Source organism: Roseibium sediminis, from assembly GCF_008711325.1.
GTDB lineage: Bacteria > Pseudomonadota > Alphaproteobacteria > Rhizobiales > Stappiaceae > Roseibium > Roseibium sediminis.
Genome location: NZ_VXDB01000007.1, coordinates 1 through 21,514 on the forward strand (window position 1 = coordinate 1; position 21,514 = coordinate 21,514).

Below are 21,514 nucleotides of genomic sequence, written 5' to 3' on the forward strand. Positions count from 1 at the left end.
CAATCGGCTTCCTTGTCTGAAAGATCAGCGTACCTGCGTAACTCTTAAAACGTCCCAGCCTAAGCCAGAACCGCAAGACCTACGCCGCCTACGCTTCCCTTCCTTCAAATATCAAATTGTCAATGAACAAACCCACTAGGGTTTTCGACGAGACCACAACAGACGACCGCCACCCGATTGGGCTTTGACCGACTGAATTGTGTGGTAGATCCCTCAGGACCGCACCGCGTTGCCGCAGCGCCGCCGTCGATGGAGCGGTTTATACGCAGGCCTCATTTGTGAGTCAACAACCTTTGTCAAAAAAGATTCACACAAGCTCACGACAGTCGGCCCAAATTCCATCAATTCTAGAATAAACACAAATATATCAATATGATAACGACTTGTTAGCATGTGCACAATATCGTCTCTGGCACGCAAAATACCCTCATAAGAAACCCGCAGTGCCGACATGCCCAAACGGCACCCTGCAAGACACATATATGGGGGGCATGAGCTAATTCATTGACGTACTGCCGCAATACCGGCATTTTTGCCCCTTATTGCCGGATCATGGCTCTGACGAGTTGCTCCGGCCCCCTTGTATATGGCGCTTGCGCCTATCCAACATCCGGGCCTCAAGACAGGTAATCGAACAGACACGCATGAAGTTTGGCAGTTTTCAGTCTCAGCAGAATATCAAGGTAGACCTCGGGGACCACCCACCTCTCGTCATGCAGGGCGACCAACATGTGCTGCGTGATAAAAGACAGGTATCCGTTCGCTGGCTCTCAGGCACCGTATTGACCGGTCTGACTTCGGTCGCGCTGATGGGTGGCGCCCTGATGACGGCGATTGACGGGCAGTATTCGGTTTCTGCAGCCACCGGCGGCGTCAATGCACTGGACCAAGTGTCGTCCCGCGATCTGGCAAAGGGCGGCAAGAGCGATAGGATATCCAAGGCCGCGACGGAATATGCCAACAAACAGATCATCGACGTGAACGTTGTCACCCGAGAAGGTGACAAGGAGTTCATCAAGATGAAGCCCTATGCCTTCATGACCTCCACCCTTGCGACCCGCAAGGATGCAGACTATGCGCAGGAAATCCCACCCTATAACCCGTTGACGCTGTTTTCCGACAATCTCGCCAATTCTCAAGATTCGTCCTCAGATGCGGCACCGGTATTGTCGGAAAGCATTTATGGGGCTCGCGTTGAAGGCGAGATCAGTATTGCCCTTGCTGCTTTTCCCGCCGACAACCCGGCGATCAGGAACGGGTTCCGTCCGGACGAAAAGGAAGTAGAGCTTCAGGTTCGCAGGTCCGCCCGTTTCTTGTCCGCGCCGGGACAGTCATTCGATGACGCAGTCACCGCGCTGGTAGATCCCGGTCGGTTTGACTTCAATCTCGCGCGGCAGCCGGATCTTGCGCGCTATTCGGTTCGCATCACGCCGGAAAACGTTTCCTTTGTCTCTAAGACAGACGAAGACACAAGCTATACGGGGATGGACGAAAAGATCGTCCCGATCACCGAAGAGATCGAGATTGTGGACGCTCTTGGCGGGCAGGATATCCAACCCGAAGATGCCGACCTCATTCAGGCAGCCTTTGTCGAGAACTATCAGCTCGACACGCTGACCACCGGTCACAGGTTGCGGATTGCTTTTGCGCCGTCGCCGGATGGGAACGGGTTCAGGCCTGAACGCGTCAGCCTTTATGTAGAAACGGAACACAAGGCGACCGTCGCACGCTCCGACAACGGTACCTATGTAAAGGCGAAGGCACCGACAACCTTCCTTGCGAGCGCTTTTGCCGAAGCAGACCGGATTTCCTATGGCGGACCGACGCCAGCGATCTATGACAGCCTTTACCAGACAGCGCTTGAGCAAGAACTCCCGGATGACGTCATCAACGAGCTGATCCGGATTTTCTCCTTCGATGTGGACTACAACGCACGGGTTCAGCCGGGAGATACGCTGGAGCTGTTTTTCGCAGATACAAACGGCACGGAAAACGCAACACCGGAAATCCTCTACGCGGCGCTCACCACCGGCGCGACATCCAGAAAATTCTACCGTTTCAGAACGCCGGATGACGGTGTTGTCGACTATTATGATTCCAACGGCCAGAGCGCGAAGAAATTCCTGATGCGCAAGCCTCTGTCCGGCGGTCACTTCCGCTCGGGCTTCGGCATGCGGCGTCATCCCATCCTGAAATACCGCCGCATGCATACTGGTGTCGACTGGTCTGCTCCGCGCGGCACGCCTATCATGTCTGCCGGCAACGGAACCGTGGTCAAGGCTGGCTGGAGTTCGGGATATGGTCGGCGCATCGAAGTTCGCCATACCAACGGATACATGACGACCTATAACCACCTGAACGGCTTTACCTCGGGCATTCGCGAGGGCGCCCGCGTCAGCCAGGGCCAGATCATCGGCTATGTCGGCTCCACGGGTCTGTCCACCGGACCCCACCTCCACTACGAGGTGAAGGTCAATGGCAACTTCGTTGATCCGATGCGCATCCGTCTGCCCCGCGGCCGCGTGCTTGAAGGTGACATGCTTGCAGAATTCAATCGGGAGCGTCAAAGGGTTGATGCCCTCCTCGACAAGGGCAAGCGCCCGTCACGATTTGCCTCGGTCAACTGAGCAACAAAAAACCCGGCCAATTGGCCGGGTTTTCCATTTTCGAGCAGCAGGTTGATCAGGCAGCGGCGCTGCTTTCTCCGTCAACCTCGAAGAGAAGACGATCTCCGGCAGCAGTCACCACGACGGATTGTCCGTCAAGAATTGCCCCCGAGAGCAGCTTTTCGGCTAACGGATCCTGCACCTCCTTCTGAATGACGCGCTTCAGTGGACGCGCACCATAGGCCGGATCATACCCCTTCTGGGCCAACCACCCGAGCGCAGCATCGTCCAGCGACAGCTCAATCTTCCGGTCCGCCAGAAGTGCCCGCAGGCGAGCAAGCTGGATCTTGACGATGTCACCCATCTGCGAGCGTTGCAGGCGATGGAAGAGAACGATCTCGTCAAGCCGGTTGAGGAACTCCGGCCGGAAATGACCCCTCACACTCGCCATCACCTGATCGCGGACCGCATCGCTGTCCTCTCCATCCGGCTGATTGACCAGATACTCGGCCCCGAGGTTCGAGGTCATGATGATCAGCGTGTTCCGGAAATCAACCGTCCGGCCCTGACCATCGGTCAACCGTCCGTCATCGAGCACCTGAAGCAGCACGTTGAAGACATCCGAGTGAGCCTTTTCGATCTCGTCGAACAAGACGACCTGATAGGGCCTGCGGCGCACAGCCTCCGTAAGAGCCCCGCCTTCGTCATAGCCGACATAACCGGGAGGAGCTCCGATTAGACGCGCGACAGAGTGCTTCTCCATGTATTCGGACATATCGACCCGAACCATGGCGGTGTCATCATCAAAGAGGAACCGGGCCAAGGCCTTGGTCAGCTCTGTCTTGCCAACACCGGTTGGCCCAAGGAACATGAAGGACCCGATTGGACGATTAGGATCCTGCAAGCCTGCACGAGCCCGGCGCACAGCTGTCGAAACGGCGCGAATAGCCTCGGCCTGTCCGACAACACGCTCGGCAAGCACGTCTTCCATTCTCAGAAGCTTGTCACGCTCGCCTTCCAGCATCTTGTCAACCGGAATGCCGGTCCATTTCGACACGACCTGAGCCACATGCGAAGTCGTGACCGCCTCGTCGACCATGGCATCGACCTGTTCCTTGGCCACGACATCGTCAAGCTGGCGCTCCAGTTCCGGAATGCGACCATAGGCCAGCTCTCCGGCACGCGCCAAATCGCCCTGCCGCTGTGCAATTTCCAGATCTATCCGAGCCTGGTCCAGCTGCTCCTTGATCTTCTGCTCAAGGTTCAGCTTTTCCTTTTCACTCTGCCAGCGGGCGGTCAGGGCATTGGACTGCTCCTCAAGCTCCGACAGCTCTTTTTCCAGCTTCACCAGCCGGTCCTTGGTCGCAGCATCATTTTCTGCCTTCAAGGCCTCGCGCTCGATCTTGAGCTGAATGATGCGGCGGTCCAGCTCGTCCAGCTCTTCCGGCTTGGAATCCACCTGCATGCGCAGGCGGCTGGCAGCCTCGTCGACCAAGTCAATCGCCTTGTCCGGCAAGAACCGGTCGGTGATGTAGCGATTGGACAAGGTCGCTGCGGACACGATGGCGGAGTCGGTAATCCGAACGCCATGGTGCAGCTCGTACTTTTCCTTGATTCCTCGCAGGATCGAGATGGTGTCCTCAACTGTCGGCTCGCTGACAAAAACCGGCTGGAACCGGCGGGCAAGAGCCGCATCTTTTTCAACGTGCTTGCGGTATTCATCCAGCGTCGTAGCCCCCACGCAGTGGAGCTCTCCACGAGCCAGGGCAGGTTTCAGAAGGTTGGAAGCATCCATTGCCCCCTCGGCCTTCCCGGCGCCGACAAGTGTATGCATCTCGTCAATGAACAGGATGATACCGCCTGCAGCAGCCTGCACTTCGGAAAGCACAGCCTTCAAACGCTCTTCGAATTCTCCGCGATACTTCGCACCGGCGATCAGCGCGCCCATGTCGAGGGAAAGCAGTTGCTTGTCCTTGAGCGATTCAGGCACATCGCCATTGACGATGCGCAAGGCCAGACCTTCGGCAATTGCCGTTTTACCGACACCGGGTTCACCGATCAAAACCGGATTGTTCTTGGTGCGGCGCGACAGGACCTGGATCGTGCGACGAATTTCCTCGTCTCGTCCGATCACAGGATCAAGCTTGCCGTCCCGGGCAACCTCGGTGAGATCGCGGGCATATTTCTTCAAGGCGTCATACTGGTTCTCAGCGGTCGCACTATCGGCAGTGCGGCCCTGCCGCAGCGTGTTGATCGCTTCATTGAGGGACTTGGCCGTAACGCCAGCCTGCTTCAGCAGTTTACCTGCCTCGCTTTCGCCGTCCATGGCCAGAGCCAGAAGCAGACGCTCGACGGTCACAAAGCTGTCGCCAGCCTTGTCCGCGATTTTCTCTGCTTCTTCAAAAAGACGTGCAGTGGCTGACGACAGGTACAATTGTCCGGCACCGCCGGAAACCTTCGGCAGTTTCGAAAGGGCTTTTTCAACGCCGGCCTGCAGTATTTTCACATCGCCGCCCGCCCGGGCCACCAGGCCAGCAGACATGCCTTCGGCATCATCCAGCAGCACTTTCAGGATGTGTTCGGGCGTAAATTGCTGATGCCCCTGACCAAGGGCAAAGGTCTGCGCCGACTGAATAAAGCCGCGCGACCGCTCGGTGTATTTTTCAAAACTCATCGCATTCCTCCTGATCCGTCATACCACCCGAAGCATGGCTGACGACTTGGGATACGAGCCCCTGAGACGGGCACTCGCACGGCAGTCCTGCCGCTCCCATCATATAGGTGTTGCAATTAAATCACAAAAGAGGCAGCGGGTTGATTTTTATGCCCAAAATAAAAACGGCGCCCAAAAGGGCGCCGTTTGTAATCGTTCAACTCGTATGGCCGGCAGTGCGTTAATCAAACGCAACCACAAGGCAATCTTCACTCGCCGGCAGGAACGCCTTCTGTCTCGAGTGCATCATCCGCCTTCTTGGGTCTGCGTGGCCGCGGCGTGCGCCGAGCGCGAGCCTTTGGAGCATCCTCGTCGCCCGCATCAGAAGTTGCTTCTGCCGCTTCACCAGCTTCTGCGACTTCGTCTGCGTCAGCAGGGGCTTTCCTCGGGCGCCCGCGGGCAACCCGAGCACGACGGCGCGGTTTTTCCGCATCGTCCTCACCAGCATCGTCGCCACTGTCGTCGTCGTCACGTTCGGCAGACCGATTGACCTGTCCGGACGCATCAATCGTCGGCATGCTCTCAATGAACGGTTGCGGACTGTCTTCCTCGACATATTCCGAATTGCCACCGCCCTGACGATCGGGACGCTGACGCTCGCCATTCATGCCTGCCCCGCTGACAGGCCCCTCAGCACCCTCTTCGGCATCATGCCGTGAGTGTGGAGCCGGTTGCGGTTGCGCGGCAGCAATGATGCGCAGGTAATGCTCTGCATGTTGCAGATAGTTCTCACCCATCACGCGATCACCCGACGCCTGGGCGTCGCGGGCAAGCTGTTGGTATTTTTCAGCGATATGCTGAGCCGTACCACGGATTTTCACATCAGGACCGTTCGATTCGAAGGTCCGAGTTAGCGGATTGGGGCCCTTACGACCACGACCGCGCATGCGCTTATTGCTTTGATTTCCTGGTCTCATCCTGCCGTTTTCTCTTAAGTAACGGCGGTCGGCTAGTGCCGACCAACATCGGAATTGCAAAATACCGATCCGAACATTAACCGAACCCCCAGCGGAGAACGGCACTCGCCAAAAACACACCAAAAGCGGTTAAGCTCGCCACAGAATGGCAGCAGGCTGATGAGTAGTTTCCTGACAATCCGAAAATCCGAACATCCCGTCAAAAGAGACGGTCTGAGAAGTGATTTCTGCGTCTTCCCTGCGGAACCCCAAAGGAACAGCTGCTTGACGCCTTTCACTTTTCCGGTCTCGGTAAGCCGAAACTAACCGTTTCCGCGAGCATTTCCAAGCGTTTTTTCGCCATAGGTTCAAAAGACCGAAGGTTATCCTATGGCAGCTACGACAACTCGATCCATACCGCTCAAATCCGCAATGATTTCAATGTTACGATAACCGTGGACATCGAGAAGATTGCTGACGGAACCCCCTTGGTCAAACCCGATTTCAAGCGCGACCCTTCCCTTCGGGGACAAAAGGGGCTTCGCTTGTGGAATCAGAACCCTGTAAGCGTCCAGTCCATCCTCCCCGCCGTCAAGCGCGCGCATTGGATCATGTTCCCGCACGCCGGCATCAAGCTCTTCGATTATCCGGCTTGCGATATAGGGTGGATTGCTGACAATCCAGTCAAAGCTCCCCGCAAACGGGGCCGCATAATTGGCCTGTGCAAACGCCAGTTGCCCGCCAACGCCATTGGCTTCTGCATTGGCGCGCGCCGCCTCCAGGGCATTCAATGAAATATCCGCAGCTATCCCGAATGCGCCTGGACTGTTTGCCGCCAACGCCACGGCAATCGCTCCCGATCCTGTCCCCAGATCAAGGAACGTCCAATGCGGCCGGTCCTTCACATCATCAAGAACGGTTTCGACCAGAATCTCGGTATCCGGTCGCGGCTCAAGGGTGTCGCTGTTCAGCCGAAACTCCAGGCCGAAAAACTCGCGTGTACCAAGGATCCGTCCAACCGGCATTCCGGAAAGGCGCTGCAACGTGCCAGCCTCGACTAGGTTGGCATTTTCTGCACCGATTTCATCGGCTTCCCGGATGATCAGATCGCCGGGGCTGAGTTTCAAAATCCCGCTGACAAGGAGCCGAGCATCAAGATCCGCCGTCTCGATCCCCTCGGCGCGGAACCTGTCTCGAACCGCGCGATAGAGCGATCCAAGTTTCAAGCTGCACCTTCTTCGGCGGCAAGCAGGGTTGCCTGATAGTCGACGGTCAGGGCTTCGATGACTTCCTCGAGCGCTTCGCCGGCAACAATCTGCTCAAGCTTGTAGAGGGTAAGACCGATCCGGTGATCCGTTACCCGCCCTTGCGGGAAATTGTAGGTGCGAATGCGCTCGGAACGATCTCCCGAGCCTACCTGAAGGCGTCGGGCTTCCGTGCGCTCGTTTGCAGCCCTCGCACGCTCTTCGTCATAGATACGGGCGCGCAACAGCTGCATCGCGCGTGCCTTGTTCTTGTGCTGGGAGCGCTCATCCTGAACCGCAACAACAATCCCGGTCGGTTCATGCGTGATGCGAACCGCCGAATCTGTCGTATTGACGTGCTGGCCACCTGCTCCCGAGGCTCGGAACGTATCGATCCTCAGATCACTTTCGTTGATCTCGACATCGACTTCCTCCGCCTGAGGCAGAACCGCAACCGTAGCTGCCGAGGTGTGAATGCGTCCGCCGGACTCCGTGGCAGGAACCCGCTGAACCCGGTGAACACCGGATTCGAATTTCAGCCGGGCAAAGACGTTCTCTCCCGAAACGGATGCGATGATTTCCTTGTAACCACCAACTTCACCCTGACTGGCCGAAAGAACCTCCACCTTCCAGCCGCGCAGTTCGGCAAATCGCTGGTACATGCGGAAAAGATCGCCGGCAAAAAGCGCGGCTTCATCGCCGCCCGTTCCGGCCCGCACTTCAAGGATCGCGTCATTGGCGTCCGCAGAATCCTTGGGCAGAAGGCCGATGCGAACGTCCTGCGTCAGGTCCTCAACCTTCTCCAGAAGCTCATCTCTTTCCAACTCGGCAAGCTCGCGCATCTCGCGGTCCGTACCTGAGTCCTTCAGCAATTCTTCGGCCTCGGCCAGATCCTTCTCGGCCTTTTGAAGCGCCCGGATCTTTCCGACGAGTGTTTCCAGCGACGAATATTCCCGCGACAGCTTCACATATGTCGTCGGATCGGGATTTGCCGACATCTGGTGTTCAAGCTCGGCAAACCGATCCAGCAATGTATTCAGCTTCTGACGCGCCAGCATGAGCGCAGATCTCCTTGATGTCTCGCATCACCGAGTGATTGAAAAGGCTACAGTTCGACGTTGGTTTCGTCGGCAAATCGCTGCAGGAAATCGCGAATGTCGTTTTCCGGATGCCCCGGTTCAAGCGGTGGCAAAAGCCGGGCCGACAAACGCCCCACATCGAGCGAACGAAGCATGGCCTTGATCGGCCCCAGGCTCGCCGGCGACATGGACAGGTCCCGGAACCCGAGTCCAAGCAGGGCCATCGCCTGCAGGGGGCGGCCAGCCAACTCACCGCACAAGGTGACAGGCACATGCGCGGCACTCGCTCCGTCGACAATCGACTTCAGGGCGCGAAGGAAACCCAGACCCAACGTGTCGAAACGATCGGCAACCCGGGTGTTTCCGCGGTCAGCCGCGCAGAAGAACTGGAAGAGATCATTCGAACCAACCGAAATGAAATCCACCTCGGCAAAGAGCTCATCCAACTGATAGAGCAGCGATGGCACTTCCACCATCACACCGAGGCGCGTGGTTTCCGGCAAATCGTGTCCATGTTTGCGAAGATGCTGGACTTCCTTTTCCACCAGGGTGCGGGCGGCGATGAATTCGCTTACCTCGGCAACCATCGGGAACATCAGTTTCAGTTCCCGCCCGGCTGCCGCCATCAGCAACGCCCGGATCTGGGTTCGCAGAAGGCCGGGACGATCCAGACCAAGGCGCAGCGCGCGCCAGCCCATGGCAGGGTTTTCTTCCTGAATGGAGCGCAGATACGGAAGAACCTTGTCACCGCCAATATCAAGCGAGCGGAATGTGACCGGACGACCACCCGCAGCTTCCAGAACCTGGCGGTACTGTGCCTGCTGGTCACTCATCCTGGGAAAGGACGACGCCACCATGAACTGCAATTCGGTCCTGAACAGACCAACACCGGCAGCGCCCGCTTCAACCAGATGCGGAAGGTCCACCAGAAGGCCTGCATTCATCTGCAGCGTGATGTCGACCCCGTCGCGCGTGACCGAAGGCTTGGTTCGCAACCGGCGATACTGCGCCTGCCGCCGCGCCCGGAATCGAACCTTCTCCGCATAGGCACTTTCGACTTCCGACGTCGGGCGAAGATGCACTTCTCCGGCATCGCCATCCACGATGATCCCGTCGCCCGCATCTGCAAGGCTGACGATGTCATGCAGCTGGCCAACCAAAGGCACGCCGAGGGCCCGAGCAACAATGGTGATGTGGCTTGTCGGGCCGCCTTCTTCCAGAACAAGACCGCGAATCCGATCCCGCCCATAATCAAGAAGTTCGGCTGCCCCCATGTTGCGGGCAACGATGATGGCGTCCTGAGGCAATTCTGCCGACAGTGGACCGTGCTGGCGCCCCATCAACTCCCGAATAAGGCGATGGGCAAGGTCGTCCAGATCGTGCAGACGCTCCCGAAGATAGGGGTCGGTCTGGCGCAACATGCGCGCACGGGTGTCGCTTTGAACCTTTTCAACCGCAGCTTCTGCAGTCAGGCCGTTGCGAATCGCTTCCTCGATCTTCCGGATCCAGCCCCGGTCATGGGCAAACATCCGGAAGGCTTCCAGAACCTCGCGGTGCTCGCCGCTGGCTGCAATGTCGCCGCTGGACAGAAGATCATCGATAGACAGGCGCAACCGCCCGATAGCCCCTTCAAGCCGAACCCGTTCGGCATCCACATCCTCGGCAATGAGATTGGTGATGACAACGCGCGGTTCATGAAGCACCACATGCCCAAGGCCAACACCCTCGGCAAGGCCAACGCCCGTGGCGTGAATCGGACGGGACAGGTCAAGCCCGGTGTTCTTCTGGGCAATGGCTTCCAGTTCCCCGGCAGCCACCATTTCCGCAATGACCATTGCCGTGGTTTGGAGAGCCTCGACCTCGTCTTCCAGATAGGTCCGGTGGGACTTGTTCTGCACCACGAGAACGCCGAGCGTTCGTCCGGCCCGCAGGATGGGAACACCAAGGAAGGAATTGAAGGCCTCTTCACCCGTTTCCGGCAGGTAGGTAAAGCCCGGATGTGCGCGAGCGTTGGGCAGATTGAGCGGACGGGCTTCAGCAGCGATCAGACCGACAAGGCCTTGACCAACACGCAAGGAAGCCTGGTGAACAGCCTCCCGCTTCAAGCCTTCGGTTGCATAAAGTTCAAGAACGCCATCGGCCCGCAGAATGTAGACCGAACACACTTCGGCAACCACATTCGATGCGATCAAGACCACAATCTTGTCGAGCCGTTCCTGCGCCTTGATTGGCTCCGCCATGACCTCCCGAAGGCGGCGGAGCAAAAGACGCGGGCCGGCCAGATTGCCGCGCATGGCTATACCTCACTAGCGTTCTGATCCGCGTGTTCAGCGTGCGCCCTGCCCAGCACACGCATGGCAGTTGGTATTACCCGTCCAACCCGTATAGCGAATGCAGAGTCCGAACCGCAAGTTCCGTATAGGCGGAATCGATCAGAACGGAAATTTTGATCTCCGAAGTGGTGATTGCGCGAATATTGATCCCCTTTTCCGCCAGACCGCGGAAACATTGGGCCGCAACACCTGCATGCGAGCGCATGCCGATTCCGATGACTGAAACCTTCACGACATCTGTCGCGCCTTCCAGATTCTGGAAACCGATGGCCGCCCGATTCTCTTCAAGTACCTTCTTGGCCCGAATGTAGTCGGTTTCCGGAACCGTGAAGGTGATGTCCGTCGTTTTTCCGTCCGGGGAAATGTTCTGGACGATCATGTCCACGTTGATGTGGGCATCCGCCAGCGGGCCAAAGACCGATTGTGCAACACCCGGCTTGTCCGCAACATCGCGGAGCGAAATCTGGGCTTCATCCTTGGCAAACGCAATGCCGGTCACAACTTGCTGTTCCACGAGTTCATCCTCGTCGCAGATTAGAGTTCCTGGGGGAAGGTTGCCTTCGCCGAGTTGCGGGGCATCCGGATCATCAAAACTGGAGCGCACAAAGGTCCGCACGCCATGCACCATGGCCATTTCGACAGAGCGCACCTGAAGCACCTTGGCACCCAGGGAAGCCATCTCCAGCATTTCCTCAAAGGCAATGCGGTTGAGACGGCGCGCCTTTGGCACGATGCGCGGATCAGTCGTGTAGACGCCGTCCACGTCGGTATAGATATCGCAGCGATCTGCCTTCACCGCAGCCGCGATCGCAACCGCACTGGTATCAGAGCCACCGCGACCGAGTGTCGAAATCCGGTTGTCCGGGGAAATGCCCTGGAAACCGGCCAGAACGGCCACCTGCCCCTGACTGATCCGCTCGATCAGAAAATCGGCATCGATCTCGCGAATACGAGCAGCTCCATGGGCTTCGTCGGTCTTGATCGGCACCTGCCAACCCTGCCAGGAACGGGCATTCACACCCATATCCTGAAGGACAATGGCCAGAAGACCCGATGTCACCTGCTCGCCGGAGGCCACCACCGCGTCATATTCGCGGGCGTCATGCAACGCAGAGGCCTGCCGACACAGGTCGACCAACTTGTTAGTCTGGCCTGCCATCGCCGACACAACCACGGCCACTTCGTGGCCAGTATCCACCTCGCGTTTGACGTGGCGGGCCACATTTCGGATCCGGTCCAGGTCGGCCACGGATGTGCCGCCAAACTTCAGTACCAATCGCGCCATTTCGATCGTCGTCTTTGTTTCTTGTGGTCAGGTGCCGGAAGCACCTTTGAGATCGGGCGTCACACATACAGCCCAAGACCGCGTCCTGCAACTGCAGCGCTTGACAATTTGAGCAAGACCTTAGATCGACACAGATGGACATTCCGCACATTTGTGTGAGCAAGGCTGCGGCAACGGGTGAAGGGAAACCGGATGAACACCGAAAGCACATCGACGAAGAGCACGATCGACGACGCAGAGGTCGCCAGATTTTCCGCGTTGGCCGACCAGTGGTGGGACCCGACAGGCAAGTTTCGACCGCTTCACAAGTTTAATCCGGTCCGCCTCTCCTACATCAAGGAGACCGTCTGCAAGCACTTCGGCCGCGATGCCAAGTCGACCGATGCCTTCAAGGGCCTTCGCTTTCTGGATATCGGATGCGGCGGCGGGCTCTTGAGCGAACCCATGGCCCGGCTTGGAGCCGAGGTTGTGGGGGCAGACGCCTCAGCGACGAATATCGAGGTCGCGAGAGTTCATATGGAGCGGTCCGGCCTTAACATCGACTACCGCGCCGATACGGCCGAAAACCTCGCTGCAAATGGCGAGACATTCGACGTCGTATTGAACATGGAAGTCGTCGAGCATGTTGCTGACGTGCCGTTGTTCCTGTCGGCCACATCGGCGATGGTTCGCCCGGGTGGGCTGATGTTTGTTGCCACGATCAACCGGACCCTGAAAGCCTATGCACTGGCCATCGTCGGCGCCGAATACGTGCTGCGCTGGCTGCCAAGAGGCACCCACACCTTCGACAAACTTGTCCGCCCTGAAGAAATCGAGGGACCATTGAGAACCGCCGGGCTTCAGGTCATGGAAAAGAGCGGCGTGACCTTCAACCCGCTGACAGACAGCTGGCACCGCTCGAAGGATCTCGACGTCAACTACATGATGCTTGCAGAACGTCCGAAGAGCTGAGAGGCACAATGAAGGAACCAATCGTCTTCATTCCCGGTCTCCTGTGCACGGAAATCCTGTGGGCGCCACAAATCGCGGCCTTCTCGGACCATCCGATCCTTGTCGCCGATCACCGGAGCCACGAGAGCATTGCGGATATCGCCGCAAGCATTTTGAACGCCGCCCCTGACCGCTTTGCACTCGCCGGCCTCTCCATGGGCGGCTATGTCGCCATGGAGATTCTTCGTAAAGCCCCCGAGCGCGTTTCACGGCTTGCATTGCTTGATACGAATGCCAGACCCGACACGGCAGAACAAAGCGAACGGCGGCGCTTTCTGATCGAACTTGCGCGCAAGAAGGACTTCAGGAAAGTTCCGCACCTTCTATATCCGGGTTTCGTTCATGAAAGCCGCGAGAATGATCAGGGGCTTCTGGAAACCGTGGTCGAAATGGCGATGGAGACCGGAGAAGAAGCATTTATCCGGCAGCAGACAGCTCTCATCAACCGGATTGATTCCCGGCCCGGACTTGGCAACATCGCGTGTCCGACCTTGGTTCTTGTCGGCGATGGAGACCGCCTGACCCCGCCTGATCTGGCAAGGGAAATCCATGACTTGATCCCGGGAAGCCGCCTTGCAGTCATAGAGGGCAGCGGGCATCTCAGTACGCTTGAAGAACCCGCCAAGGTGACAGCCGAGCTCCTTGCATGGATGAAGTCCTGACCTCGCCCAAAAAGTGAATTTTTGATTGTATCCTTGATTTAAATCAACGTGGAGTTTCGCATCATTGTAATGATGGCGCTGTATTTTCCGGCCAAAGGCATGGGAGGTCAGTCGTGACAAAGCATAGCATTCCCGAATCCGCAGAGGCTCATGATCTGGACAGCGTGAGTTGTCGTCGGAACGATCCGGAAACCGGAAAGTCCCGCTTCTGCCCTTCCGACTGCAGGTGTCTTGAAGACTATCAGGGCTGCCTGTGGCAGCAGGCCGAGACTGTCATTGGAGCGCAACTCCGCTTCGTGGCGTCCCGCCTGCAAAAGGATCTGGAATATCTTCAGCGCCTTGGAACTTGCAGTGACCCAACCGATGTCCTGGCGCAAACCGAACAGTTCTTCACTGACATGGCGGAGGACTACACGGTCCACTCAAGCGGACAATACGAAGCACTGCAGGATCAGTTCGGCACGAGTGTTGCGGCTGTGCAGCGGCTTGGTCAGATTACGGCAAGCAATTATCGCGACATCAAGCGCGGCGAATAAACCCGGCTCACCCGCTCACACCTGAAATCAGCGGCTCTGAGCGGCTCGTGTATCGCAGCGATAAAGAGGCTGGCTGAGCTCAGTTATTGTCTTCTGGCAGAACCGGTAGTGGCAGGATGGATATGCCCTCATCCACCAGATCAGCCACATCCTGGGGGCTGGTCTGACCGTGAATGGCGCGCTCTTCCGCATCTCCATAATGGATCTTCCGAGCTTCCTCGGCGAACTTGTCGCCGACATTCTCGGAATTTTCCAGCATCTTGGACCGAAGCTGGCGCAACGCGGCAACAATCTCCTTCTGGCGTAGATCCTGCGGCAGAAGGGCAGCTTCCCGAACTTGTGGCAGAGCCCCTCCGGCTGGAACCGCAGCAGCCATCTGATCCCCACTGTTCGCGGGCATCGGAACCTGGTCGGACGCAGGGATCACGCGCGCTTCCCGCTTGCGCGACGTGGAAACGGCCGGGGCCATCAACACCTTGGAGATGTCGGTAGAGGTACAGACCGGGCATTCCACCTGATTTGCAGCATTCTGCACTTCGTAGTCTTCCGAATTTCGAAACCAGCCCTCAAAGGTATGGTCCAACTCGCAAATCAGGTTGTAGCGGATCACCGTTACGTCTCCTTGACCACCTGGAAACTCACTTCTTCCAGATCGAATTCTCTCTCGTTCTTCAAGACGGGGACGCTTTTGCGCGCATTTTCCGCATCTTTCAAGCGGATTGTTGCTGCGCCATAGCCCGGCTGGTCATCAGCCTGCTCACTAAGCACCTTGCCCCAAGGGTCCACGATGACACTATGCCCGAAGGTTTCCCGACCGTCTTCATGATGTCCGGTCTGGGCCGCCGAAATCACGAAGGCCCCGTTTTCAATCGCCCGCGACCTCTGCAGCACATGCCAGTGCGCCTGCCCCGTTTGACGGGTAAAGGCTGCCGGAGCTGTCAGAACCGTTGCACCAGCCCGCGCCTGTCTGCGAAAGAGGTCCGGAAAGCGAACATCATAGCAGATGCCCATGCCGACACGGCCCACCGGCAAGTCAACAACGCGTGCCTGTGTTCCCGGCTGGTAGGTCGAAGATTCCCGCCAGCTCTCACCGTTGGGCAAATCCACGTCGAACATGTGGATCTTGTCGTAACGCGCAGCAATGCTGCCGTTAGGACCAATCATGTATCCGCGGTTGGCTGCAACATCCCTTGCCGCGAGAACAGCGAGCGATCCGACGTGCAGGACGATTTTCAGTTCGCCCGCGAGCTTGCTCAAGGCCTGAACAAACGGATCATCTTCTTCCGGACGGATTTTTTCGAACAACTCGTCCCTGCTGCGGACCAACAAGTTGGTCATCTCGGGGGTTTGGACAAAGTTCGCACCACTGTCCCGCACCGCTTCGCGGATCAGGGCGATCGTTGTTTCCAGATTTGCGGACACATCCCGGCTGCTTCTCAACTGGATGCAGGCAGCTACGAACTCATCCATCATGCTTTCCATCCCGGTCTGGCCGCTGCGAAGTCAATTTTCTACTTCGACAGCAACTGATCCAGCTTGCCGCTCCGCTCAAGGTCATGCAGATCATCGCAGCCACCGACATGGGTTTTGCCAATGAAGATCTGCGGAAAGGTTGAGCGGCCATTTGCCTTCTGGATCATCGCCTTGCGAAGCTCCGGATCGAAGGTGGCATCATGTTCGGTATAAGCGACGTTTTTCTTGTCGAGGAGCCGCTTGGCAGCGGTGCAGAAGCCGCACAATTGGCGGGTGTAGATAACCACATCGGTCATGAGAAGCCTTGGCCTTCCTGAAGCATCACGTTGTTGCAAGGCAGCTTATATGTGATGCCGATGACGCCCCACAAGGGCACATCAACTGCGCCTTCCTGCGCACAGCTCAGGTTTCAAGCCAGTCACTTGCGACAGCAAATGTCAAAACATCAACGCAAACAGCCCCTTGCCGCAAAAGAACCCGCGCGCAGGCCTCAACCGTTGAACCAGTTGTGAAGACGTCGTCAACGAGCACCACCCGCCGTCCAGCAATCAGCCCGCGCTGTTCCGGTGGTACGACAAACGCGCCGCGAATGTTCTTTTGCCTCTGCTTTGCTGTCAGTCCTACCTGGGGCCGCGTGTTCTTGACCCTTCGCAAAACCTCGGGCTGATACTCTCCCCCTCCATGGCGCGCAATTGCCCGCGCAAGATCCGCAGATTGGTTGAACTGCCTTTTGATCAGCCGCACACGGTGAAGCGGCACCGGAACAAGAAGAGCGGCTTCGCCGAGAAGTTCTCGGCCCGCACGCGCCATCCAGCGGCCCATCGGATCGGCCAACTCCCGTCGCCGTGAAAACTTCAGCGCATGCACAAGGTCCTTCGCAGGCCCCTGATAGAGGCAGGCGGAGCGGCAGCGGTCAAATTCCGGCGGTTCGGCGATGGCACGCGGGCTCAGGGCCGCAACGCCAATCTCGTGCGTGAACGGAGTTCCAAAACGATGGCAGACCGGGTGCTCGATAAATGGCATGGTCGCCCAACAAGCAGGACATAAGCCAGCGTCTTCGGCGATCTCCTGCGGGCAAGCGGCACATCTTGGAGGAAGCAGAATATCTAGGACCACCCGACCGACCGGTTTCGTCCAAGACGCCAGACGTTTTACAGCACCGGAAATGCCGATCGTCTCCAACCGCAAAAGCACCCTCTGCAAACAGGTTTCACCATATGAGCCTTTGACCAGTTGTGAAGCAATGCCCTATGTGAAGCACAACAGGAAAACAGTGACGCGAGTATCGGATCAGGCCCATGGGACAGCCGGACATATTTGACAGGCACGCCTTGAAACTGCGGTGGCAGCGCGCGCTGAAGAATGTTGGCAATGGTGCTGACTTCCTCATGCGGCTTGTCGCCGAGGATATCGAGGACCGTCTGGCGACCATCAAGCGGGATTTCCCGGTCGCCCTTGATGTCGGCGGGCATTCATCGCTGGTCGAAGAGGCGCTTGGCCGAGCCCCCAACGTGGGAACGGTATTTCGAATGGATATCCTGTGTCCGACGAACAAGGGCACTTCACCTGCCTGTGTCATCGACGACGCTCAGCCCCCCCTGAAAGACGAAAGCGTCGATCTGATCGTATCGGCGCTGCACCTGCACCTTGTGAATGATCTGCCCGGCACCCTGATCCAGCTCAATCGGGCTCTTCGACCAGACGGGCTGCTTCTGGCCACACTGCCCGGTGCAGACACGTTGAACGAATTGCGCGATGTGCTGATGCGAGCAGAAATCGATGTGGCAGGAGGTGTTTCTCCCAGAGTGTCTCCGTTTGCCGACACACGGGATCTTGGCGGCTTGCTGCAGAGAGCAGGTTTTGCCCTTCCCGTTGCCGATGTGGACCGGATGACCGTGCGCTATGACAATCTGTTCGGGCTCTTGAAGGATCTGCGGGTCATGGGCGCGACTTCGGTTTTGACAGATCGCCCAAGAACGCCTTTGCGCCGCGATGTGCTGCTGAGAGCTGCAGAACTCTATGCCACTGACTATTCGGACCCGGACGGGCGGATCAGGGCGACCTTTTCACTGGTCACCATCAGTGGTTGGAAACCTCATGAAAGCCAACAAAAACCGTTGAAACCGGGTTCCGGAAAAGTCAGCCTCGCAGAAGTCCTGAAAGATACAAGCAAGTCCTGAGAGTTATTTCCGCTTGTGGGTTTGCTGTTCCTCGTCATCCACAACGATCACGGTGAACTTGCTCATCGTCGATTGCAGTTCCCTGAGCGAATTACCGACGCCGTCACCAACGGTCATGGCGGCCCCGAGCAGACCAAGGGAAACGATTCCGGCAAGCATGCCATATTCGATCGTGGAGAACCCACGCTCGTCGTCCCTCAGAGTGCGAAAAAGTCGCCTGATCATGATTGTCCGCCGAAATATTTTTGACGCTACGTAACCCTACTCAGAAGAACAGAGACATATTAACGATCCGTAAGTGCAGGAGGCACAAAAGCACAACCCTAGAGGAGTCGTGCAAACGAAGGGCGGCGATACACCAGGGCGAACGGACGGCAACGCTAGGACAGATCAATCGGAGAATGTCAGTTGCGGGGAGATAGTCTGTGAGCGACTTTTGGAGGTGACATCACAATCAGGCACCAAACATGCCGCGCACCAAGGCAAATACATCGTCCAACTCGCCAATAGTGGCGGCAAACGTTGCGAGAGTTGCAAGGGAAATCAGTCCGAACAGCACACCGTACTCGGAGGAGGTAACGCCCCTCTGGTCGCGGCAGAGCCTGATCAGGACCTGAAACAACATACCCGGATGCTTTCCATTCAACACAGCGGTCAATGCGCACAAAATACACGCAAGACCTTAATGCATCATGACAACACATCCATAAGGTGTGGAATCAAAGGGATATCCGCCTCGGGCATGGGGTAATCCCGCAGCCGGACAGGCCTGACCCAGGCGAGCTCCTGCCCTTCCTTGCCGGAAACAGTACCGTTCCAGCGTCGACAGATATAGAGCGGCATCAGCAGGTGAAAATCATCATAGCCGTGGCTGGCAAATGTCAGAGGAGCAAGGCAGGGCTCTTCGACATCTATGCCCAGCTCTTCCCGCAACTCCCGAATCAGGGACTGTTCCGGTCGTTCTCCGGCCTCAACCTTGCCACCGGGAAATTCCCACAGCCCAGCCATGCTCTTTCCTTCGGGACGGCGCGCAAGCAGCACACGTCGATCAGCATCAACAAGGGCACAGGCAACAACAAGAACGAACTTCATAGACTTTCCTGATCAAGCCATGAGGACGGCGGCACTTTGGCCGCCATCGAACAGGTCAGCTCCGATAGTCGCCGTTGATGGCAACATATTCCTTCGTCAGGTCACAGGTCCAGACAGCGGCCTTTCCGCCACCCAACCCGAGATCAACCTTGATGACAATTTCCTGCTGGCGCATCACCGCCGATGCAGCCTCCTCGGAATAGTTTGGATCACGCTCGCCTTCAACGGCAACACGCACATCGCCAAACCAGATTGCAAGCCGGTCACGGTCGGCGGGTTCCCCGGCCTTGCCCACCGCCATCACGACGCGGCCCCAGTTGGCATCCTCACCGGCAACAGCTGTCTTGACGAGCGGGGAATTGGCAATCGAAAGTGCAATCCGGCGTGCGGATGCATCGCTCTCGGCACCGGTGACCTGAACTTCAACGAACTTGGTCGCCCCTTCACCATCACGCACGATTTGTTGAGAAAGGTTCTGCATCACAGCACGCAGGGAAATGCAGAAAGCTGCATAACGTGGGTCAGATGCGCTCTCAAGCGGCGCCACACCACGCTCGGCGGCAGCGCCCGTTGCAAACAGCAGAACCGTATCGGATGTCGAGGTGTCACTGTCGACCGTAATTGAATTGAAGCTGCCATCGGTCTCACCGGACAGGGCCTGCTGCAGAACAGCTGCGGAGACCGGAGCGTCGGTGAAGATGAAGGACAACATGGTCGCCATGTCCGGCGCGATCATGCCCGCCCCCTTGGCAATTCCGTTGATGTGAACCGTCGCCCCACCCATGTCGGCGCTCTGCGTCGCAACCTTCGGATAGGTGTCGGTGGTCATGATCGCCTTGGCAGCTTCCAGCCAGGTGGTCTCCTCACCGGACACAAGACCCTCAATCACCCCTTCGAATTTCTCCGCCGGAAGTGGCTCGCCGATCACGCCGGTGGAAGCCAGAAACACTTCCCCCAAATCACAGCCAAGCGCCTTGCTGGCGATCTGCGCCGAAAGCTCGACAGCCGCCTTGCCCTTTTTCCCGGTAAATGCGTTCGCATTTCCCGAATTCACCATCAGGCCGCGCGCCAGACCTTTCGGAAGAACGGACCGGCACCAGTCGACCGGAGCCGACGGGCACTTGGACCGGGTAAAGACGCCGGCAACCGTGGTTCCCTCGCGAAGAGACGCCAGAAGGACGTCCGTGCGCCCGCGATATTTGATACCGGCCATGCCGGTAGCAAAGCGAACGCCCTCAATGCGGGGCATGTCCACATAGGAAGTCGGAGCAAGAGGGGAAACAGTCGTAGACATGGCAGTGTATCCAAAAGTGTCGTTCACAGGAGGCTTGCCCCATGCAGCCCCCGTTCGCAAGCGCTTGTTTGGTCAAACAGGTGGTCCGAACATCTATTTTGTGATGAGCAAACAAAATGCCCGGCCTTCCCCTTCGAAAAGCCGGGCATTTTTATTTCGTCAGCGCGTTTCTGGCTTATTGCGCCGGAGCTTCGCCTTCCGGCTTCTTCAGGTCTTCATCGAGGATTTCGACCGTCACGCGGGACTTCAGATCGTCCATGATCTTTGTGTACTGGTCGCGCGCCAGCTGTTGACGCAGCCCCTGAGCCACATCTTCAAGGCTTGGCTTCGGTTGACGACGGCGTTCTTCCAGCTTGATGACATGCCAGCCGAACTGCGTTTCAACCGGCTCCTTGGTGATCGCACCGGGCTCAAGAGCAAAAACCGCATCTTCAAACGGCTTCACCATCTGGCCGCGAACAAAGAAGCCCAGGTCACCGCCGTTCGGACCGGACGGGCCCGTGGATTTTTCCTTGGCCAGCTCGATGAAATCGGCTCCGCCTTCCAGTTCCTTGATGATGGCTTCTGCCTCTGCCTTTTCCTTCACAAGGATGTGACGGGCATTAATCTCCTCGTCACCTTCAAAGTCGGCAAATTCCTTCTCATAGGCAGCCTTGACGTCGTCTTCGGTCACACCGCCTTCGATCTTCTGGGCGATATATGCGTTGCGAAGAGCCCGGAGCTTCAGGAACTCCAGCTGCTTTTGAAAATCGGGGTCCTTTTCGATCTCGGCTTCACGTGCGGCCTGCGCCAAAAGCTGCATGTCGACGATCACGTCCAGAAGAATGCCGCGCCATTGCGACGGCGGGAATCGCTGGAGTTCCTGCCCCAGATCCTGGGCTGCGAATGCGATATCCGCCTCGGTGATTTCAGTCTCGCCCACCTTGGCGATCACATCGCCCGGCTCCGCTGCTGAAACGGAAGATACCCCGAGCGTAACGGCCACGGCCGGGATCATGACCATGCGCAACGGCCGGAGAAAATTTGTGCGGAACATCAGGTGCCCTTTTTATTGTCAAAACACAGGAAGGCGATGCCTCCCGATTTGGTGTGCGCCTACTTTGCTCAAACCAGCGGCGTTGACAAGCTTCC

20 protein-coding genes are annotated in these 21,514 nt (G+C 57.6%); 5 read left to right on the forward strand and 15 right to left on the reverse strand.

Going from position 1 to position 21,514, the window contains the following annotated elements:
* Positions 1–644 precede the first annotated feature (644 nt).
* Positions 645–2,627, forward strand: coding sequence for a M23 family metallopeptidase (locus F0155_RS08365; RefSeq protein WP_208999189.1), 1,983 nt, complete (start codon positions 645–647; stop codon positions 2,625–2,627).
* 55 nt (positions 2,628–2,682) lie between these two features.
* Here the strand turns inward: F0155_RS08365 and clpB are convergent, their stop codons facing one another.
* The 6 genes from clpB to F0155_RS08395 all read right to left on the reverse strand — a co-directional run bounded on the left by clpB (position 2,683) and on the right by F0155_RS08395 (position 12,156).
* Positions 2,683–5,280 (reverse strand): ATP-dependent chaperone ClpB, encoded by a 2,598-nt coding sequence (clpB, locus tag F0155_RS08370; RefSeq protein WP_150524053.1) that lies wholly within the window; start codon positions 5,278–5,280, stop codon positions 2,683–2,685.
* Positions 5,281–5,528: 248 nt separating this feature from the next.
* Positions 5,529–6,206: a DUF4167 domain-containing protein gene (locus tag F0155_RS08375; RefSeq protein WP_204934413.1), complete on the reverse strand. Its 678-nt coding sequence runs from the start codon at positions 6,204–6,206 to the stop codon at positions 5,529–5,531.
* A 392-nt stretch (positions 6,207–6,598) separates the two neighbouring features.
* Positions 6,599–7,441: a peptide chain release factor N(5)-glutamine methyltransferase gene (gene prmC / locus F0155_RS08380; RefSeq protein ID WP_150524055.1), complete on the reverse strand. Its 843-nt coding sequence runs from the start codon at positions 7,439–7,441 to the stop codon at positions 6,599–6,601.
* A complete protein-coding gene (gene prfA / locus F0155_RS08385; RefSeq protein ID WP_150524056.1) occupies positions 7,438–8,517 on the reverse strand; it encodes a peptide chain release factor 1 in 1,080 nt (359 codons plus the stop codon). The genes prmC and prfA overlap by 4 nt, the downstream gene beginning before the upstream one ends.
* 47 nt (positions 8,518–8,564) lie before the next feature.
* Complete coding sequence (ptsP, locus tag F0155_RS08390; protein WP_150524057.1) at positions 8,565–10,832, reverse strand: phosphoenolpyruvate--protein phosphotransferase; 2,268 nt, start codon at positions 10,830–10,832, stop codon at positions 8,565–8,567.
* Positions 10,833–10,905: 73 nt separating this feature from the next.
* Positions 10,906–12,156 carry an aspartate kinase gene (locus tag F0155_RS08395; protein ID WP_150524058.1) on the reverse strand — a complete coding sequence of 417 codons (1,251 nt, stop codon included), beginning with the start codon at positions 12,154–12,156 and terminating at the stop codon, positions 10,906–10,908.
* Between the two features lie 192 nt (positions 12,157–12,348).
* Between F0155_RS08395 and ubiG the strand changes: the two genes are divergently transcribed.
* From ubiG to F0155_RS08410, 3 genes are all read left to right on the forward strand, one after another.
* Positions 12,349–13,107, forward strand: a complete 759-nt coding sequence (gene ubiG, locus F0155_RS08400; RefSeq protein ID WP_150524059.1) for a bifunctional 2-polyprenyl-6-hydroxyphenol methylase/3-demethylubiquinol 3-O-methyltransferase UbiG — start codon at positions 12,349–12,351, stop codon at positions 13,105–13,107.
* 8 nt (positions 13,108–13,115) lie between these two features.
* Positions 13,116–13,808, forward strand: coding sequence for an alpha/beta fold hydrolase (locus F0155_RS08405; RefSeq protein WP_150524060.1), 693 nt, complete (start codon positions 13,116–13,118; stop codon positions 13,806–13,808).
* 113 nt (positions 13,809–13,921) lie between these two features.
* A complete protein-coding gene (locus F0155_RS08410; protein ID WP_161599780.1) occupies positions 13,922–14,344 on the forward strand; it encodes a phasin family protein in 423 nt (140 codons plus the stop codon).
* 79 nt (positions 14,345–14,423) lie between these two features.
* Here the strand turns inward: F0155_RS08410 and F0155_RS08415 are convergent, their stop codons facing one another.
* From F0155_RS08415 to F0155_RS08430, 4 genes are all read right to left on the reverse strand, one after another.
* A complete protein-coding gene (locus F0155_RS08415) occupies positions 14,424–14,954 on the reverse strand; it encodes a DUF1178 family protein (RefSeq protein ID WP_150524062.1) in 531 nt (176 codons plus the stop codon).
* 2 nt (positions 14,955–14,956) lie between these two features.
* Complete coding sequence (locus F0155_RS08420) at positions 14,957–15,814, reverse strand: carbon-nitrogen hydrolase family protein (RefSeq protein WP_150524248.1); 858 nt, start codon at positions 15,812–15,814, stop codon at positions 14,957–14,959.
* A gap of 41 nt (positions 15,815–15,855) precedes the next feature.
* Positions 15,856–16,113: a glutaredoxin 3 gene (gene grxC, locus F0155_RS08425; protein ID WP_150524063.1), complete on the reverse strand. Its 258-nt coding sequence runs from the start codon at positions 16,111–16,113 to the stop codon at positions 15,856–15,858.
* A gap of 106 nt (positions 16,114–16,219) precedes the next feature.
* Positions 16,220–17,011, reverse strand: coding sequence for a ComF family protein (locus tag F0155_RS08430; protein WP_425299917.1), 792 nt, complete (start codon positions 17,009–17,011; stop codon positions 16,220–16,222).
* 104 nt (positions 17,012–17,115) lie between these two features.
* Between F0155_RS08430 and F0155_RS08435 the strand changes: the two genes are divergently transcribed.
* A complete protein-coding gene (locus tag F0155_RS08435; RefSeq protein WP_150524065.1) occupies positions 17,116–17,997 on the forward strand; it encodes a class I SAM-dependent methyltransferase in 882 nt (293 codons plus the stop codon).
* 3 nt (positions 17,998–18,000) lie between these two features.
* Here the strand turns inward: F0155_RS08435 and F0155_RS08440 are convergent, their stop codons facing one another.
* The 5 genes from F0155_RS08440 to F0155_RS08460 form a co-directional block, all read right to left on the reverse strand.
* Positions 18,001–18,222 (reverse strand): Flp family type IVb pilin, encoded by a 222-nt coding sequence (locus tag F0155_RS08440; RefSeq protein ID WP_150524066.1) that lies wholly within the window; start codon positions 18,220–18,222, stop codon positions 18,001–18,003.
* 229 nt (positions 18,223–18,451) lie between these two features.
* The gene (locus F0155_RS08445) at positions 18,452–18,622 is read right to left on the reverse strand and encodes a Flp family type IVb pilin (protein WP_150524067.1); all 171 of its coding nucleotides are present in this window, start codon (positions 18,620–18,622) and stop codon (positions 18,452–18,454) included.
* A 65-nt stretch (positions 18,623–18,687) separates the two neighbouring features.
* Entirely contained in the window at positions 18,688–19,089 is a 402-nt protein-coding gene (locus tag F0155_RS08450; protein WP_150524068.1) for a (deoxy)nucleoside triphosphate pyrophosphohydrolase, read from the reverse strand.
* A gap of 55 nt (positions 19,090–19,144) precedes the next feature.
* Positions 19,145–20,383, reverse strand: a complete 1,239-nt coding sequence (gene argJ, locus F0155_RS08455; protein WP_150524069.1) for a bifunctional glutamate N-acetyltransferase/amino-acid acetyltransferase ArgJ — start codon at positions 20,381–20,383, stop codon at positions 19,145–19,147.
* A 175-nt stretch (positions 20,384–20,558) separates the two neighbouring features.
* Positions 20,559–21,419, reverse strand: a complete 861-nt coding sequence (locus F0155_RS08460; protein WP_150524070.1) for a peptidylprolyl isomerase — start codon at positions 21,417–21,419, stop codon at positions 20,559–20,561.
* Between the last annotated feature and the right edge of the window lie 95 nt (positions 21,420–21,514).